The organism is Sneathiella sedimenti (assembly GCF_017313765.1).
GTDB classification, from domain to species: domain Bacteria; phylum Pseudomonadota; class Alphaproteobacteria; order Sneathiellales; family Sneathiellaceae; genus Sneathiella; species Sneathiella sedimenti.
The window spans coordinates 131,689-146,771 of sequence record NZ_JAFLNC010000004.1; the positions used below are offsets into that span (position 1 = coordinate 131,689).

At 55.7% G+C, this 15,083-nt stretch carries 14 protein-coding genes; 7 read left to right on the plus strand and 7 right to left on the minus strand.

All coding sequences use genetic code 11. The annotated features are described in order from the left end of the window. Window positions 1-7: 7 nt before the first annotated feature. Window positions 8-1,009 (minus strand): porphobilinogen synthase, encoded by a 1,002-nt coding sequence (gene hemB / locus J0X12_RS12315; RefSeq protein WP_207046179.1) that lies wholly within the window; start codon window positions 1,007-1,009, stop codon window positions 8-10. A gap of 166 nt (window positions 1,010-1,175) precedes the next feature. Here hemB and J0X12_RS12320 point away from each other — a divergent pair, with 166 nt between their 5' ends. Together J0X12_RS12320 and J0X12_RS12325 are read left to right on the plus strand one after the other, a co-directional pair. Beyond that, window positions 1,176-2,327 carry an isobutyryl-CoA dehydrogenase gene (locus J0X12_RS12320; RefSeq protein WP_288900845.1) on the plus strand — a complete coding sequence of 384 codons (1,152 nt, stop codon included), beginning with the start codon at window positions 1,176-1,178 and terminating at the stop codon, window positions 2,325-2,327. Window positions 2,328-2,330: 3 nt separating this feature from the next. Continuing rightward, the gene (locus tag J0X12_RS12325) at window positions 2,331-3,386 is read left to right on the plus strand and encodes an enoyl-CoA hydratase/isomerase family protein (RefSeq protein ID WP_207046183.1); all 1,056 of its coding nucleotides are present in this window, start codon (window positions 2,331-2,333) and stop codon (window positions 3,384-3,386) included. Between the two features lie 7 nt (window positions 3,387-3,393). On the opposite strand, the gene J0X12_RS12330 is transcribed toward J0X12_RS12325, so the two are convergent. After that, complete coding sequence (locus tag J0X12_RS12330; RefSeq protein WP_207046185.1) at window positions 3,394-3,696, minus strand: DUF1330 domain-containing protein; 303 nt, start codon at window positions 3,694-3,696, stop codon at window positions 3,394-3,396. A gap of 52 nt (window positions 3,697-3,748) precedes the next feature. On the opposite strand from J0X12_RS12330, the gene J0X12_RS12335 reads away from it, so the two are divergent. Beyond that, window positions 3,749-4,543: an enoyl-CoA hydratase/isomerase family protein gene (locus J0X12_RS12335; protein ID WP_207046187.1), complete on the plus strand. Its 795-nt coding sequence runs from the start codon at window positions 3,749-3,751 to the stop codon at window positions 4,541-4,543. A gap of 397 nt (window positions 4,544-4,940) precedes the next feature. After that, window positions 4,941-6,407, plus strand: coding sequence for a reverse transcriptase domain-containing protein (locus tag J0X12_RS12340; RefSeq protein WP_207046189.1), 1,467 nt, complete (start codon window positions 4,941-4,943; stop codon window positions 6,405-6,407). 104 nt (window positions 6,408-6,511) lie between these two features. Here J0X12_RS12340 and J0X12_RS12345 read toward each other — a convergent pair whose 3' ends face one another. Then, a complete protein-coding gene (locus tag J0X12_RS12345; protein ID WP_207046191.1) occupies window positions 6,512-7,288 on the minus strand; it encodes a crotonase/enoyl-CoA hydratase family protein in 777 nt (258 codons plus the stop codon). A 172-nt stretch (window positions 7,289-7,460) separates the two neighbouring features. Between J0X12_RS12345 and J0X12_RS12350 the strand changes: the two genes are divergently transcribed. Continuing rightward, a complete protein-coding gene (locus J0X12_RS12350; RefSeq protein ID WP_207046193.1) occupies window positions 7,461-8,276 on the plus strand; it encodes an alpha/beta hydrolase in 816 nt (271 codons plus the stop codon). 16 nt (window positions 8,277-8,292) lie between these two features. On the opposite strand, the gene J0X12_RS12355 is transcribed toward J0X12_RS12350, so the two are convergent. Continuing rightward, window positions 8,293-9,057, minus strand: a complete 765-nt coding sequence (locus J0X12_RS12355; protein ID WP_207046195.1) for an SDR family oxidoreductase — start codon at window positions 9,055-9,057, stop codon at window positions 8,293-8,295. Between the two features lie 60 nt (window positions 9,058-9,117). Next, on the minus strand, window positions 9,118-10,311 hold the full coding sequence (locus J0X12_RS12360) for an acyl-CoA dehydrogenase (protein WP_207046196.1): 1,194 nt from the start codon (window positions 10,309-10,311) through the stop codon (window positions 9,118-9,120). Between the two features lie 157 nt (window positions 10,312-10,468). Here J0X12_RS12360 and J0X12_RS12365 point away from each other — a divergent pair, with 157 nt between their 5' ends. Further along, window positions 10,469-10,720 carry a DUF6898 family protein gene (locus tag J0X12_RS12365; protein WP_207046198.1) on the plus strand — a complete coding sequence of 84 codons (252 nt, stop codon included), beginning with the start codon at window positions 10,469-10,471 and terminating at the stop codon, window positions 10,718-10,720. 9 nt (window positions 10,721-10,729) lie between these two features. On the opposite strand, the gene J0X12_RS12370 is transcribed toward J0X12_RS12365, so the two are convergent. Together J0X12_RS12370 and J0X12_RS12375 are read right to left on the minus strand one after the other, a co-directional pair. Beyond that, window positions 10,730-12,346 carry a phosphoethanolamine transferase gene (locus J0X12_RS12370; protein ID WP_207046200.1) on the minus strand — a complete coding sequence of 539 codons (1,617 nt, stop codon included), beginning with the start codon at window positions 12,344-12,346 and terminating at the stop codon, window positions 10,730-10,732. Between the two features lie 212 nt (window positions 12,347-12,558). Further along, complete coding sequence (locus J0X12_RS12375; protein WP_273543424.1) at window positions 12,559-12,933, minus strand: Ros/MucR family transcriptional regulator; 375 nt, start codon at window positions 12,931-12,933, stop codon at window positions 12,559-12,561. Window positions 12,934-13,758: 825 nt separating this feature from the next. Here J0X12_RS12375 and glyA point away from each other — a divergent pair. Beyond that, the gene (gene glyA, locus J0X12_RS12380; protein WP_207046866.1) at window positions 13,759-15,048 is read left to right on the plus strand and encodes a serine hydroxymethyltransferase; all 1,290 of its coding nucleotides are present in this window, start codon (window positions 13,759-13,761) and stop codon (window positions 15,046-15,048) included. Window positions 15,049-15,083 lie beyond the last annotated feature (35 nt).

The following is a 15,083-nucleotide window of genomic DNA, read 5'->3' on the forward strand; positions in this document are numbered from 1 at the left end:
ACTACCCTTAACCCTGCAGGTTCTGCGCGGCCTCGACGGCGAAATAGGTGAGGATGCCGTCGCAGCCGGCGCGCTTGAAACCGAGCAGGCTTTCCATCACGACCTTTTCACGATCAAGCCAGCCATTCTGGGCCGCACCGGCGAGCATCGCATATTCGCCTGAGACCTGATAGGCATAGGTCGGCACGCCGAACTCATCCTTCACCCGGCGGCAGATATCAAGATAGGGCATTCCCGGCTTGACCATCACCATGTCGGCGCCTTCGTTGATATCGAGGGCTACTTCGCGGATGGCCTCGTTGGTGTTTGCCGGGTTCATCTGGTAGGTGCGCTTGTCGCCCATGCCGAGATTGCCGGTCGAGCCGACCGCGTCGCGGAAGGGGCCATAAAAGCCCGACGCAAATTTCGCTGCATAGGACATGATCAGCGTGTCGCGATGTCCCTCCCGTTCCAGCGCATCCCGGATCGCCCCAATGCGTCCGTCCATCATGTCGGAGGGAGCGATGATGTCGCAGCCCGCCTCCACCTGGTTGAGGGCCTGGCCGACCAGCACGTCAAGGGTCGGGTCATTGACCACATACCCATCCTGCACCAGGCCGTCCTGGCCATGGGTCGTGAAGGGATCGAGGGCGACATCACAGAGCACGCCCATTTCCGGCACCACGTCCTTGATCGTCTTGATCGCCTTGCAGATGATGTTGTCCTTGTTGAGGGCCTCGCGCCCGTCCTCGGTTTTCAGATGCTGCTCTACGGCGGGAAAGAGGGCGATGGCCGGAATGCCAAGGTCATAAGCCTCCTTCGCCGCGACCTTCAGCAGATCAAGGCTGAGTCGCTTCACCCCCGGCATGGACGGAATATCTATGGCGAGATCCTCTCCCTCATGCACGAACACCGGCCAGATAAGGTCATTCGGGGTCAGGGTGTTTTCCGCCACCAGACGTCGGGACCAGTTGGTTCTGCGAACCCGGCGCATGCGGGTGCGGGGGAAATGGGGCGCAAGGGTTTTCATGAAAGGATTCCTGCTTCTGTCGCATCGATGATAATATTTCGCGGCATAGTATCCCTATGCGCGCCGGGTCGCAAATGTTTAAACCTAACGATCGTTTGGTAATTTATTGACAGCCATCACGCAAGGTCGTATCAACGAGGCAGAGCAGAAAAAGAGGCCGACACCCATGGACTTTAATCTATCGGAAGAACAGGTGGCTTTTCGCGATATGGCGCGAAGTTTTGCTGCCGAGGTCTTCGCCCCCAACGCTGAAAAATGGGATGAGGAAAGAACATTCCCTGTCATGGAAATGCGGAAAGCTGCCGAGCTCGGTTTTGCCGGCATCTATGTGGGGGAGGAGCATGGCGGCTCCGCGCTCACCCGTCTCGATGCGGCAATCATCTTTGAGGAACTGGCGGCAGGCTGTACCTCCACCGCGGCCTTTATCTCGATCCATAATATGGCCAGCTGGATGATCGACCGGTTCGGCTCGGATGCGGTGCGGGAAAAATTCCTGCCCAAGCTGACCAGCATGGAACATTTCGCGAGCTACTGCCTGACTGAGCCCGGCTCCGGGTCCGATGCGGCTGCGCTCCGGACCAAGGCGGAACGCGACGGCGATCATTATGTTCTGAACGGGGGCAAGGCCTTTATCTCCGGTGGCGGCAAGGCGGATGTCTATGTGACCATGGTCCGCACGGGCGAGGATGGCCCGAAAGGGATCAGCTGTATCGCCGTTCCCGCGGATGCGCCAGGCATCAGCTTTGGTGCGCAGGAACGCAAGATGGGCTGGAACTCGCAGCCGACCGCGCAGGTCCTGTTTGATGACTGCCGCGTTCCGGTCGAAAATCTTATCGGCAACGAAGGCGACGGCTTCAAGATCGCGATGATGGGCCTTGATGGCGGGCGACTCAATATCGGGGCCTGCTCTATCGGCGCCGCACGGGCCTGTCTTGAGCTTGCGCAAAGTTACACCGCCGATCGCAAGCAGTTCGGCAAACCCATCGGCAGCTTTCAGGCACTACAATTTAAGCTTGCGGACATGGCGACGGATCTGGAGGCGGCGCGGCTGATGATCCGGCAGGCGGCGGCGAAGCTGGACGCGAAGGACCCGGAAGCAACACTCTATTGCGCCATGGCGAAAAGATTCGCGACTGATGTCGGCTTCAATGTCTGTAACGAAGCGCTGCAGCTTCATGGCGGCTATGGTTATCTGCGGGATTTCCCGCTGGAGCGCTTTGTGCGCGATACGCGGGTGCATCAGATTCTGGAAGGCACCAACGAGATCATGCGCGTCGTAATCTCGCGCAAGCTGGCTGAGGGTGAGGGGAGAAGCTAGGGTATGAGTGAGGACGCAGAAATCCTGTTCGAGATAAGAGGCGCGATTGGCCTTGTCACGCTGAACCGTCCGAAGGCGCTGAATGCGCTCACCCACGAGATGTGCCTCGCGTTGGATGCAAAGCTGAAAGAATGGGAAACGGAAGCGGGCGTACAGGCCGTCCTGATCGAGGGGGCAGGTGAGAAAGCCTTTTGCGCCGGCGGCGATATCGTCAAGCTTTATAACGAGGGCAAGAGCGGCGGTGACTATCCCTATCATTTCTACCGCGATGAATATCTTCTCAATACGCGGATCAAGCATTTCCCGAAGCCTTATATTGCGCTGATCGACGGGATCGTCATGGGCGGCGGCGTTGGCGTTTCGGTCCACGGCAGCCACCGCATCGCCACCGAACGCACCCTGTTCGCCATGCCCGAAAGCGGCATCGGCCTCTTCCCCGATGTGGGCGGGACCTATTTCCTGCCGCGCCTGGAAGGGGAACTTGGCATGTATCTCGGCCTTACCGGGGCACGGCTTAGAACAGCGGATTCCGTCTTTGCCGGGATCGCCCAGCGCTATATCCCGTCCGAGAAGCTGCCCGCATTGAAAGACGCCCTCGCCGCGCATGAGTTTGCGGGCGATACCAGCGCGGAGATTGACGCGCTGATCGAGAAATTTGCCGCCGACTCCGGCGATGCGCCGATTGCAGACACCTTGCCCGCGATCAACCGCCATTTCGCACGAGGCTCGGTCCCGGCGATTATCGAGAGCCTGCAAGCCGATAGCGACGCGTTCGCGACGAAGACAGCTGACAGCCTGCTCACCAAGTCACCGACCAGCATGAAGCTTACCTTTGAGCAGCTCCGACGCGGCGCGAAACTTGATTTTGACGATTGCATGCGGCAGGAATTCCGCATGGTCAACCGCGTCATCAAGGGGGTTGATTTTTATGAGGGCACCCGCGCCGTTGTCATCGACAAGGACCAGTCCCCGAAATGGAACCCGGCCCGCCTTGATGAGGTGAGCGACGCGGAGATTGAGGCCTATTTCGAAGCCCTGCCTGACGGAGAGTTGTTCTAGCGTCCGCCTACCAGAGCGGTTTGTCGAGCCCTTCGAGCAGGACGAACTGCCCTTCGGCGGCGTCCTTTCGGGCGTCGCGCGCCTTCCGGTACTCGGGGCTGTCGTAGAACGCCTTCGCCGCCGCCATATCCGGATATTCAAGGAGGACCATTCGCCGGGTTTCCGTCGGCCCTTCCAGTGTTTCCATCGCCCCGCCGCGTGTTAAATACCGTCCGCCGTATTTTTTGATGGCGATCGGCGCAAGGGATTTATAGACTTCATACTGCTCGGGGTCGGTGACATCGATCCGGGCGATCATATAAGCGGGCATTTTACGGTCCTTTTCTGCGATCCAATTAATAAAAACAATAAGGGGGAATAGCATGAGCTACAAGTATGTAACAGTCACACGGGAAGGGCGCATCGCCACCGTCCGCTTCGATCGGGGAACCGATGTCAACGCCATGTCCATCGAGCTGATGGGGGAACTGACGGATGTCGCCCGCTCGTTTGAGGGGGATACGGAACTGAGCGCCATCATCCTCACCGGCAACGGGAAAAATTTCACCGTCGGCTATGACCTGAAGGACCCCGCGGTCAAGGCGCGGGTCTCGGCCGGCGTGATGGACCGGCGGGAGATGCTGAAAGTCGGCCCGAAGATGAGCAAGGCGTGGGAGGATCTGGAGCCCATGACTATCGTCGCCGTGGATGGCTATTGCATCGGCGGGGGCGTGGCCCTCTCTGTTGCCTGCGATATGCGCGTTGCGTCAAAGGGCGCGACCTTCTGGGTGCCGGAAATCCGCAACGGCATGAACATGAGCTGGCAGTCCGTGCCGCGTATGGTCAACCTGATGGGCCCGGCCCGTACCAAGCAGCTCTGCATCATTGCCGACAAGATCAGCGCCGATAAAGCCATGCAATGGGGCCTCATTGAGGAAGTGGCGGAGGAGGGCGGCGCCTACGCGCTCGCGCTCGAATTCGCAAAGAAAATTGCCGCCATGCCACCGCTCCCCGTCCGCATGATCAAGCAGGGCGCCTCAGTTGCCGCCAACGCCCTCAACCACGCCGTCAGCTATATGGATATGGACCAATACACCGTCGCCATCACCTCCGAAGACCACGCCGAGGGCATCAAAGCCTTCCTCGAAAAACGCGACCCGGTGTTTAAGGGGCGGTAGTGGGGGAAAACTTAAATTTTTTTCTATCTTCTATTGAATTTTGCAAACCTCAACACATGTATATGATGTTCGCAGGCTTGCCCTGTGTTCTATCCGCTAACAAAGATGAATAATCGGGGGTAGTGGAGTTGTGCTTAGAACTGTCAAGACCTATTGTGAATTCAGTTATTGCGATGATTAAGTTCATTGCGATCTCCTCGAAATCGATCTGGTCTTGCGACCATAAGATTAATATCTTCATGGTTACTATATAGCACATGACGTCGAAAGACATGCAGACCTAGAGCAGATTGGATAAACATGCCTATTCTGCTCGCGTCCAATAGACGGGGTGGAGATGGTTAAGCGGGATGCAACCCGTTATGCTCCACCCCTCTCGCATTATTGGGAGGGGGTAATGGACGATCAGATTTTAATGCAAAACGACCTTAAATGGTATCCGCACTTTGACGATGCGATTTCAGTTGAAGATGCAACTGAATATATCCAATCCCCAGAACTCGTTTCAAAGCACAACTTTTTTCCGTTTTTGAAGTATTCGCAAAGATGGACGAAATACGCAAAAAAGGGAGAAAAGGGTAAGGTCAAAGAACGCGAAATTAGATACGCGGCAAGAAAAGATGCGTATATCTATATGCATTATAGGCGAATTTTATCTAAATCATATGAACAGTGTTTGTTAGCTTCGGGTCTTAATGAAAGTATTCTAGCTTATCGAAAATTGCTTAAGAAGGACGGCGTGTCCGGTAAATGTAATATCGATTTCGCGAAAGAAGCATTTGATGAAATTAAGCGTCTAGGGGATTGTACCGTAGTTGCTTTGGATATCAGTAGTTACTTTGAGTCGCTGGACCACGAACTTCTATATTGTTTGTGGTGTCAAATGCTAGAGGTTGAACGCCTTCCAAAAGATCATTTTCATGTTTTCAGGAATATAACATCATACTCAATCGTTGATCTTCAAGATGTTTATGAAAGGCTTGGTTACTTCGGCAATAAAACCAAGGGTAAAGCTGGTAATGATATTAAGGGCTATCTTGTCTCTAAGCGAGAAATGCCAACTAAACTATGTGATGGTAAGACATTTAGACAGAAAATTATTGGTCATGGTGGAAAAGGAAAATCTCTAGTTCGTAAGAATTTCAAGCCTTATGGTATACCACAAGGAGCGCCGATTTCCGACTTGCTGGCTAACCTCTATTTACTCGAGTTCGATAAATTGGTTAATAGTTGGATGCAAGCAGTTGGCGGTAAATATTTGAGATATTCAGATGATATTTTGCTCATTTTACCAGGCGGAAAAAAAGAGGGAATCCAATATTTTAGGAAGGTTCAAGAATCCATAAATAAATTTGGGACGAAGTTAAAAATATCCGACGCGAAATCTTCGGTTTTTGTTTTTGAAAATAACGGGGAGTTTCAATATTTCTCAGTTGTTTTTGGTGAAAAAGGAAAAAATGGTCTTGAATACCTAGGTTTTAGATATAATGGCAGGGCAGTTTTTATTCGGGATTCAACTTTATCTAACTTGCATCGTAAAATCACGTTTGAAGCTAAGCGGCAGGCATACGCTCACGTATTGAGATATCCCGGAAAAAATATTGAGGAACTGAAATCACTATTCAATTATGAACAAGCTATCAAGAGATTTGGTCGGGTTGAGGACTTTGGGAGTGATGGCTTTCCGTCTGAGAAAAGTGTGTATAAATCATGGACGTTTTGGACTTATATCACAAGAGCAGTCAAAACTTTTCAAGGAACACGAAATAGATTTTATAGACAGATGAAATGTCATGAGAAAATTGTGAGAGATCGTATTGATGATGGATTGGCCCGCGCATTAAGACGAGTGAATGCCTCTTGATTTTGCGTTAATGTTTTGGAAAGTGCAATTTAGGTTGTTCACCCACCCAACCCCCGCGTGACGGCGGTGTGCCGCCACGCCGGGTATAGGCGCTCACTAATCCCTTATGAAAATTTGCCGTGGCGGCCGGTGCCTTTGACGAAGGTTCCGGCGCCGGACTGGAAGGCGTCGCGGAAGGCGTCTTTCGCCCCCTCGATTTCTCGGTCGATGGCCTCTTCCTCGGGATAATCCCATTGGCGAATGGCTGACTTTCGATCGCAGAGCAGGGCCGATTGCGGGAACGCCGCAAGCTGCCTTGCGAGGTCAAGTGCCTCCTCCAGCGCCTTGCCCGTCTCCGCCAGCCGGTCGGCGAGCCCGATGCGATAGGCCTCTTCAGCGTCCACGGGCCGTCCCGTCATCAACATGTCGAGCGCGCGGCTCTCCCCGATGATGCGGGGCAGGCGCACCGTCGCGCCATTTGGCATCGGTCCGCCGAAGCGACGACAGAACACCCCGAAAACGGCGCTCTTGCTGGCGACGCGCATATCACACCAGACCGCGAGGGCAAGTCCCGCCGCGACCGCATGTCCCTCCACCGCCGCGATCACGGGTTTTTCGAGGCGGCGGCGGGTCGCGCCCTTGTCGGTGCCGGCCCAGCTAAATCCGATTGCACTGCCGGAGGCAATTTCTTCAAGGTCTGCCCCGGCGCTGAAATAACCGCCAGCACCCGTCAGTATGGCGATGCGGGCCGTCTCGTCCTGCTCGAACTCCTGGAACGCGTCATGCAGGGCGCGCACCATTTCCACGGTGCAGGCGTTACGCTGTTCTGCGCGGTTGATGGTAACGATGGTGACGGGGCCATCCCTGGTCACCTCGATTTTGCCGTCGGCATATGTTTTCATGATCTGACCTGTTGTTTTTATAGTTGGGGGCCGGTTGATCCCTGGCGACGTCCGCCCAAGGAAGTCGCCTTCAGGTTAAGAGAATTTCGCTTGAATTGCCAGTGAAAGAGCGATTAATCTGACGTTCCGGGCCGGTAGTACCCGTGCCGTAAATTCTATCTGTGAGTGCTGTATGAGCCTGTTTCGAAAGATTATCCTCTCGATTATTGCGCTGGTGATGCTCTTTGGTGTGATCCCCTTTACGGGGATTTATTTTGCGCAAGGGGCGTTTGTCTTTCCGGTGCCCGATCGCGGGGCAGGGGAGGCCGCTGGCGGGTTCGAGGCGGTGACGATCACCACCGAAGATGGGGAGCAGCTCAACGCCTTCTATCACCCACCGGGGGAAAAGGCGGCGAGCATCCTCGTCTTTCATGGCAATGCGGAGACAGCGGCGAACCAGATGACGCGCGGGCAGGCGCTGGCCACGGCGGGCTATGGCGTGCTGCTCGCGGAATATCGCGGCTATGGTGGCAGCACGGGCAAACCGTCGGAGGCGGGGATCATCACCGATGGCCTCGCATCCTATGATTTTCTGGTGGCGAAGACGGAGGGGCCGGTCGGCATTCTCGCCCATTCGCTCGGCACCGGGGCGGCGATCCCCGTGGCAGCGGCGCGCGATCCCTTCGCGGTGGTGCTGGAAAGCCCGTTTACGTCCCTGCTGGCCATTGCGCGCTATCGCGTGCGGTTGATGCCGCCGCTTGATTTCCTGGTGAAATACCCGTTCCGCAATGACGCAGTGATCGGGGAGGTACGCGCGCCGATCCTGATCATTCACGGCACCGAGGACAGGGTCATCCCGTTTGAAGAGGGGGAGAAGCTCGCCACCCTCGCGCCGAAGGGCACCGCCTTTATCAAGATCGAGGGCGCCGGCCATAATAACCTCGGCCAGTATGACGACATAAAAATGGCGACCAGCTTCTTCACGAAAGCACTGGCCGCCAATCCGTAGCGCGAAACGCGCGCTTTTACTTCACATAGGCGTCGCGGAGTTTGCGCATGCCTTTCAGCCAGCGGTCATAGTCCGTTGCCTTGCGCTGGATATATTCGCGGACCTGCGGGTGGGGGAGGATAAGAAACTCTTCCTTGTCCATGGTCTCGACCACGCAGTCGGCAAGCTCTTCCGGTTCCATCGTGCCATCGACGGAGGCGACACTGCCGAGCCGGTCCTTGGTCATCGCGGTGCGGACCTGCTGCGGGCAGAGGACGGAAACGCGTAACCCCTTGTCGCCGTAACGGATGGAGAGAGTTTCCGCAAAGGCGACCGCCGCATGCTTTGTCGTGGCGTAGGTCGCGCTGTCGACCTGCGAGAGCAGGCCGGCGGCCGAGGCGGTGTTGACCAGATAGCCGCCGCCATTGGCGATCATCTTGTCAACCACGGCGCGGGCGGCATAGACATGGGCCATCACATGGACATCCCAGTTCAGCTGCCAGATATCATTCGGCGTTTCTTCCCAGCCATAGCGGGCGAGGCCGGCGTTGGAGACAAAGATATCGATCGGGCCATAGGCCTCCTCCGCCTTGGCGACGAGGTTCTGGATGTCCGATTCTTTGCCGACGTTGGTTGGAACGGCGAGACCATTGACGGATTTCGCCACTTCCTGGAGCGGTCCTTCCTGCAGGTCGGCGACGGTGATGCCCTTCGCCCCCTCCGCATGGAAGCGTTCGGCAAGCGCCTTTCCGATGCCGCTTGCCCCGCCTGTAATCACAACATTCTTGCCCGCTATTTTCATTTTTTCCTCCCGCAGCTTGAGGCTGCTTTATTGGTTTATGGGGCCGATTGTGGCGTTATTTCACGCGCCGGTAAAGGACTGAATGCCCGTCTGGGCGCGGCCCAGAATCAGCGCGTGCACGTCATGGGTACCCTCATATGTATTGACGGCCTCCAGGTTCATGACATGGCGGATGACGTGATATTCATCGGAGATACCGTTGCCACCATGCATGTCGCGGGCGGTCCGGGCGATATCGAGGGCTTTGCCGCAGGAGTTGCGCTTGATCAGCGAGATCATTTCCGGCGCGGCGCGGTTCTCGTCCCGCAGGCGTCCAACACGGAGGCAGCTCTGCAGGCCGATGGAGATTTCCGTCTGCATATCGGCGAGCTTTTTCTGGATCAGCTGGTTCGCGGCGAGGGGACGGCCGAACTGCTTGCGCTCCATTGTGTAGTTGAGCGCGGCCTGCCAGCAGAACTCGGCGGCGCCAAGCGCGCCCCAGGCGATGCCGAAGCGGGCGGAGTTGAGGCATCCGAATGGACCGCCGAGGCCCTTGACACCCGGCAGCAGATTTTCTTCCGGAACGAAGACATTGTCCATGACGATCTCGCCGGTGATGGAAGCGCGAAGAGAGAATTTCCCTTCGATCTTCGGCGCGGAGAGCCCTTCCATGCCTTTTTCAAGGATGAAGCCGCGGATGACACCGTCATCGGTTTTCGCCCAGACGACGAACACATCGGCGACAGGGGAGTTGGTGATCCACATCTTCGCGCCGTTCAGGTTATAGCCGCCATCGACGGATTTCGCGCGCGTAACCATGGAGCCGGGATCTGAGCCGTGATCGGGCTCGGTCAGGCCGAAGCAGCCGATCCATTCACCGGTCGCGAGTTTCGGCAGGTATTTCTGTTTCTGCTCCTCGGTGCCGTAGGCATTGATCGGATGCATGACGAGGCTGGACTGCACGCTCATCATTGAGCGATAGCCGCTGTCGACCCGCTCAACTTCGCGCGCAACAAGGCCGTAGGAGACATAGCCAAGACCGGCGCAGCCATAACCCTCGATCGTGGAGCCGAGAAGACCCAGTTCCCCCATCTCGGTGAAGATGGCCCGGTCAAAGGTCTCGTGGCGGTTCGCTTCCAGAACCCGGCTCATCAGCTTTTCCTGGCAGTAGTCGCGGGCGGTATCGCGGACCAGCCGCTCTTCTTCGGTCAGCTGGTCATCCAGCAGAAAGGGATCAACAGGGTCAAAAACGGGTTTGGAAGAGGCGCTGCTCATAAGGTTATCTCCGAATATATGTTTGTATATTTTGGCCGGGAGGCGGCATATGACCGTCTGTTTAGCCGCTTTGCGCTGCAACATCAATATGCTTCATGCGCGGGAACGATATATGCTAAGCTCATCCGGCGTCGGGAATTAAGCGGACAGACAGGCAATGTCATCAGAAGAGAAAAGCGAATATATCGTCGAGTTCCAGCAGCATGGCACGTCCGTGAAAGTGTCGGTGATCGACCCCAGGACAATGCTGGAAGTTTCTATCGTCGGGCCGAGCTCGGCCGGGCAGGAGGAGCTTAAACGCACGGCGCTCGCCAAGCTGCAATATGTGATGAACAAGAAGAAGGGGCCGCCGGCCACGGAGAAGACGTCTGCCCCCGATACGCCAAAGAAGCCGGGGATTGTCGTCTAGCCTGGCGGATTAGTGGAGATTAGGTTCGGGCTTCAGGGGCAGGATGCTCGACCCGCTGGCGATTTTGTTCCGGTCCACGATAACTTCGAAAACCTCCAAAAGAAGCTTGCTGAAATCATCGTGGGTCATCGGGTCATTGGTGCGGGCCCGCAACCGGTCCCGATCGATATCCGATGACTCGCTCGCCCAGATAATAAAGGGCACATGGGTTTGCGTTTCCGGCGCGACAAGATAGGGCATTCCATGCAGATAGACCCCCATCTCGCCAAGTGATTCTCCATGGTCGCTTAAATAGATCAGCGATGTTTCATAGCGATCCTGCTTGCCCTTCAGATACTCTATCGCGGCATCCAGAAAGCTGTCGGTATAGAGAATGCTGTTGTCATAGGCATTGACGATCTCGGAGTTGGCGCAGGACCCGAGTTCCTTTGACTGGCAGTCCGGTGTAAAGACCGCGTAGTCATCAGGATAGCGCTTGAAATAGGCGGGTCCGTGGCTTCCCATCTGGTGCAGGACGATCAGGATATCGCCCTCCTGCCGGGCAATATATTCGTCCAGCCCGTCCAGCATGCCGATATCGCGGCATTCCTCTACATCACAGCGGCGGTTTCTTTCCGGCGTGTTGAAAAGTTCATAGGGCATGCGGTTCGCCACCCCCTGCGAGCCGGTATTGTTGTCCCGCCAGAGCACGGACACGCCGGCCTTGACCAGTACATCGAGGGTATTCTCCGTGAAGCGCGCCTGATCGATGGCGAATTCCGACCGGTTATCGAGGGAGAACATGCAGGGCAGGGAGACCGCCGTCGAGGTGCCGCAGGAGCGCATATTGCTAAAGGAGATTATGTCATCCCGGCGGGAAAGTTTCGGTGTCGTTTGCCGCGCATATCCGTTCAGACCGAAGTGATCGGCGCGGGCCGTCTCGCCAATAACAACGATGACCAGTTCATGCTCTTCATCCTCGGCGGGGATATCCGCTGTTTTAACGCGAGGCCGGAAGGTCGTATCCATTGTGCCGCCGCCCGTATCAATGGCCAGCTTGATCACGGAATAGATCGGGTGGACTGGATTGGTGAAATACCGGAGCGGCTTGTGTTCGCGGAAAAGGCTGGCGTATGAATCGCCAAAGGGCGCCATGGTGAGCACCCCGACCAGCAGCGCGATTAGGGCCGCGCCGGCCAAGCGCCGCTGTCGCGCGAACAGGGGGGCTGGCTTGAGGGGAATCAGGACCATGAAGGCGGAAGGCAGGATGCCCAGCAGCCCGACCCGCATGATAAGCCCCCAGTTGAGCAGGTCGCCGGCCTCGTTGATATCTGTCGCGAGGACATTCCGGATCGTCTCCTTATCGATGGCGATGCCGAGGCTATCGCTGAAATAGCCGACAGTGGCGCCGGTTATCAGGAACAGAATGGCCACGAGCCGGACCGGCAAGAAGAAGCTGAAGATCGTCCCGAACAACATGATCGCACAGAGCAGGACAGCGCCCTGGGAGATGAGAAAAGGGAGGTATTGATCTATCCCGTAGACGGCGACGGTTTGCCTGAAGAACTGGGCATTTGCCGTTACCAGCAAAAACGCGGAAACGATCCACAACAGGGTGCTGTGGCTAAGAGAGAAACGAGGTTTCATAAATCTGGCGCATCCGCGATATGGTTTCCAATGCAAAACGCGCCGACAGAACGGAATCCTGTTGCTGACCGGTTCGCGGGTCATTGACCCTTAGTCGTCAGTTAATCGGAGAAATGTGGGGGATGCAAGATGTTGGTAAGCGGCATTATGCCGCGCCAGCCAGAAACCATTGCGGTTTCCGGCATTGTTGTTCAGGAGAGATCAGGCCGGAGTCACGCCGTCTTTTTCTTGCGGCCGAGGCCGAATTCCTTGGCGAATTGCGAGCGCCGCTTCGCGTAAGCGGGCGCTACCATTGGGTAATCCGGCGGGAGGTTCCATTTGGCACGGTATTCTTCCGGCGTCATGTCATAGTTGGATCGCAGATAGCGTTTCAGCATTTTCAGCTGCTTGCCATCCTCCAGACAGATGAGATAGTCGTTCTGGATAGAACGCTTGATCGGGACCGCGGGTTTCTGTTCTGTCTGCTCCGTCTCCGAATCCGCGTCAAGCGACGCCAGAGAGCTGTAAACTGACTTGATAACTTCAACCAACTCGGCATTTTCAACCTGGTTATTGCTCACATAGGCAGCAGTGATATCGGCCGTCATTCGGAGCAACTCCTCACGCTCAGATTGAGATGAGGGGATACCCTCTTTCGAAAAAGATTGTGTCATTGTGCTTTAGCTTCGTTCGCTTAATGGGGACTGTTTACTTACTCTACTTGTTACGAATTGTTGTGCAATGTCAATACATCGCAGTACGAATAACAGAAAAAAACTCTGAATAACGAATCGGAAGTCCTAATACACGGAGTCGCCAGACTAAAAACCTGTCGATTCCATCTTTAGTTTTTCAATTTTAATCCAGAGGCCTTTCTCGAATATTCGAAATTACAAAATAACATGTTTAAATACGCCACAATTACCTGAGAATTGTAGTATTATTTGAACGTAACATGAATCCAAGTTGATTTTTTCGCGGGTGCAGAGTCCGGGCGCGAAGTTCGCGATAATATTCAGACCTCTATACTACTATGGATTCAGCCATAGATATCATCTATTAAACTTATAATTAGATATCTACGAAGGCAAGCGCTTTTAATTATTTTTAAAATTGAATTGATCACCTCGACTAAGGTCGTTTGTGCTAGCTCAAAGTAAAGGTTATTTGCCGCCGAAAAAAAGAGCATTAATGGCAGAGTTTTTCTAGGAAGTCTTTGTCACCTGTGCTATCCATCCGGCGCAGTATTTGCGCGCGCGCGAAATACGACTATTCAGCAACTCTTCCGCCGGCTATTTTCCGACCGTATGAGGAAAGGCGCAAGACCATCGGGTGAGGGTCCCGCGAGTGCGGACGGAGAGGTGTATTATCTGTTTTGCACGGTTCATCCGGGGTGGACTGGGCCGGTCCGAAAAGGAGTTCAACATATGACGATGCAAAGTGCCGAGCTGGCCAACTTTTTCAAAGCCGATCTCGAACGCAACGATCCGGATGTCTTTCGGGCGATCGGACTGGAACTTGGCCGGCAACGGGACCAGATCGAGCTGATCGCCTCTGAGAATATCGTCAGCCCTGCCGTGATGGCGGCGCAGGGCTCTGTGCTCACCAACAAATATGCCGAAGGGTATCCGGGACGCCGCTATTATGGTGGCTGCGAATATGTGGATATTGTCGAGGAACTGGCGATTGAGCGCGCGAAGGAACTGTTCGGTTGCGGATTTGCGAATGTGCAGCCCAACTCCGGCTCGCAGGCCAACCAGGGTGCCTTCATGGCGCTGATCAAGCCCGGCGATACGATCCTTGGCCTGTCACTTGCGGCCGGTGGCCATCTCACCCATGGCGCGGCACCGAACCAGTCCGGTAAATGGTTTAACGCCGTTCACTACGGCGTGGACAAGGAAACGCACCAGATTGATTTTGATGAAGTCCGCGCCCTCGCGAAGGAACATCAACCCAAGTTGATTATCGCCGGTGGCTCGGCCTATCCGCGGCATATCGATTTCGCCACCTTCCGCCAGATCGCCGATGAAGTTGGGGCCTTTCTGATGGTCGACATGGCGCATTTCGCCGGCCTTGTCGCGGCGGGCGTGCACCCGAGCCCGTTCCCGCATGCGCATATCGCAACCACCACCACCCACAAGACTCTCCGCGGTCCGCGCGGCGGCATGATCCTGACAAATGACGAGGCGATCGCCAAGAAAGTGAACTCGGCGATCTTCCCGGGGATGCAGGGCGGCCCGCTGATGCATGTAATCGCGGCGAAGGCCGTGGCCTTTGGCGAGGCGTTGACACCGGCGTTCAAGACTTACGCGGCGCAGGTCGTCAAGAATGCGGAAGTGCTGGCGGCGACGCTTGTCGGGCATGGCTTTGATATCGTCTCCGGTGGCACCGATACCCATGTCATGCTGGTCGATCTCCGGCCGAAAAAGCTTACTGGCAACATTGCCGAGCGGGCGCTCGAGAATGCTAATATCACCTGCAACAAGAACGGTATCCCGTTTGACCCGGAAAAGCCGATGGTCACGTCGGGCGTGCGTCTGGGGACTCCGGCGGCGACAACGCGGGGCTTCGGCACGGCAGAATTCACGAAAGTCGGCGACCTGATTGCCGAAGTCCTTGACGGACTGGCTGCAAATCCGGAGGATAACGGTGCTGTTGAGGAAAAGGTCCGTGCAGATGTGAAGAAACTCTGCGACGCTTTCCCTCTTTACCCGGAAATGTAGGCGGAATGACCAACAAAGGGGCAGCGGGAGAAGAT

Coding starts and splice junctions, on each gene's coding strand:
- hemB (WP_207046179.1), bottom strand. CDS start 1,009: ATGAAAACCCTTGCGCCCCATTTCCCCCGCACCCGCATGCGCCGGGTT.
- J0X12_RS12320 (WP_288900845.1), top strand. CDS start 1,176: ATGGACTTTAATCTATCGGAAGAACAGGTGGCTTTTCGCGATATGGCG.
- J0X12_RS12325 (WP_207046183.1), top strand. CDS start 2,331: ATGAGTGAGGACGCAGAAATCCTGTTCGAGATAAGAGGCGCGATTGGC.
- J0X12_RS12330 (WP_207046185.1), bottom strand. CDS start 3,696: ATGCCCGCTTATATGATCGCCCGGATCGATGTCACCGACCCCGAGCAG.
- J0X12_RS12335 (WP_207046187.1), top strand. CDS start 3,749: ATGAGCTACAAGTATGTAACAGTCACACGGGAAGGGCGCATCGCCACC.
- J0X12_RS12340 (WP_207046189.1), top strand. CDS start 4,941: ATGGACGATCAGATTTTAATGCAAAACGACCTTAAATGGTATCCGCAC.
- J0X12_RS12345 (WP_207046191.1), bottom strand. CDS start 7,288: ATGAAAACATATGCCGACGGCAAAATCGAGGTGACCAGGGATGGCCCC.
- J0X12_RS12350 (WP_207046193.1), top strand. CDS start 7,461: ATGAGCCTGTTTCGAAAGATTATCCTCTCGATTATTGCGCTGGTGATG.
- J0X12_RS12355 (WP_207046195.1), bottom strand. CDS start 9,057: ATGAAAATAGCGGGCAAGAATGTTGTGATTACAGGCGGGGCAAGCGGC.
- J0X12_RS12360 (WP_207046196.1), bottom strand. CDS start 10,311: ATGAGCAGCGCCTCTTCCAAACCCGTTTTTGACCCTGTTGATCCCTTT.
- J0X12_RS12365 (WP_207046198.1), top strand. CDS start 10,469: ATGTCATCAGAAGAGAAAAGCGAATATATCGTCGAGTTCCAGCAGCAT.
- J0X12_RS12370 (WP_207046200.1), bottom strand. CDS start 12,346: ATGAAACCTCGTTTCTCTCTTAGCCACAGCACCCTGTTGTGGATCGTT.
- J0X12_RS12375 (WP_273543424.1), bottom strand. CDS start 12,933: ATGACGGCCGATATCACTGCTGCCTATGTGAGCAATAACCAGGTTGAA.
- glyA (WP_207046866.1), top strand. CDS start 13,759: ATGCAAAGTGCCGAGCTGGCCAACTTTTTCAAAGCCGATCTCGAACGC.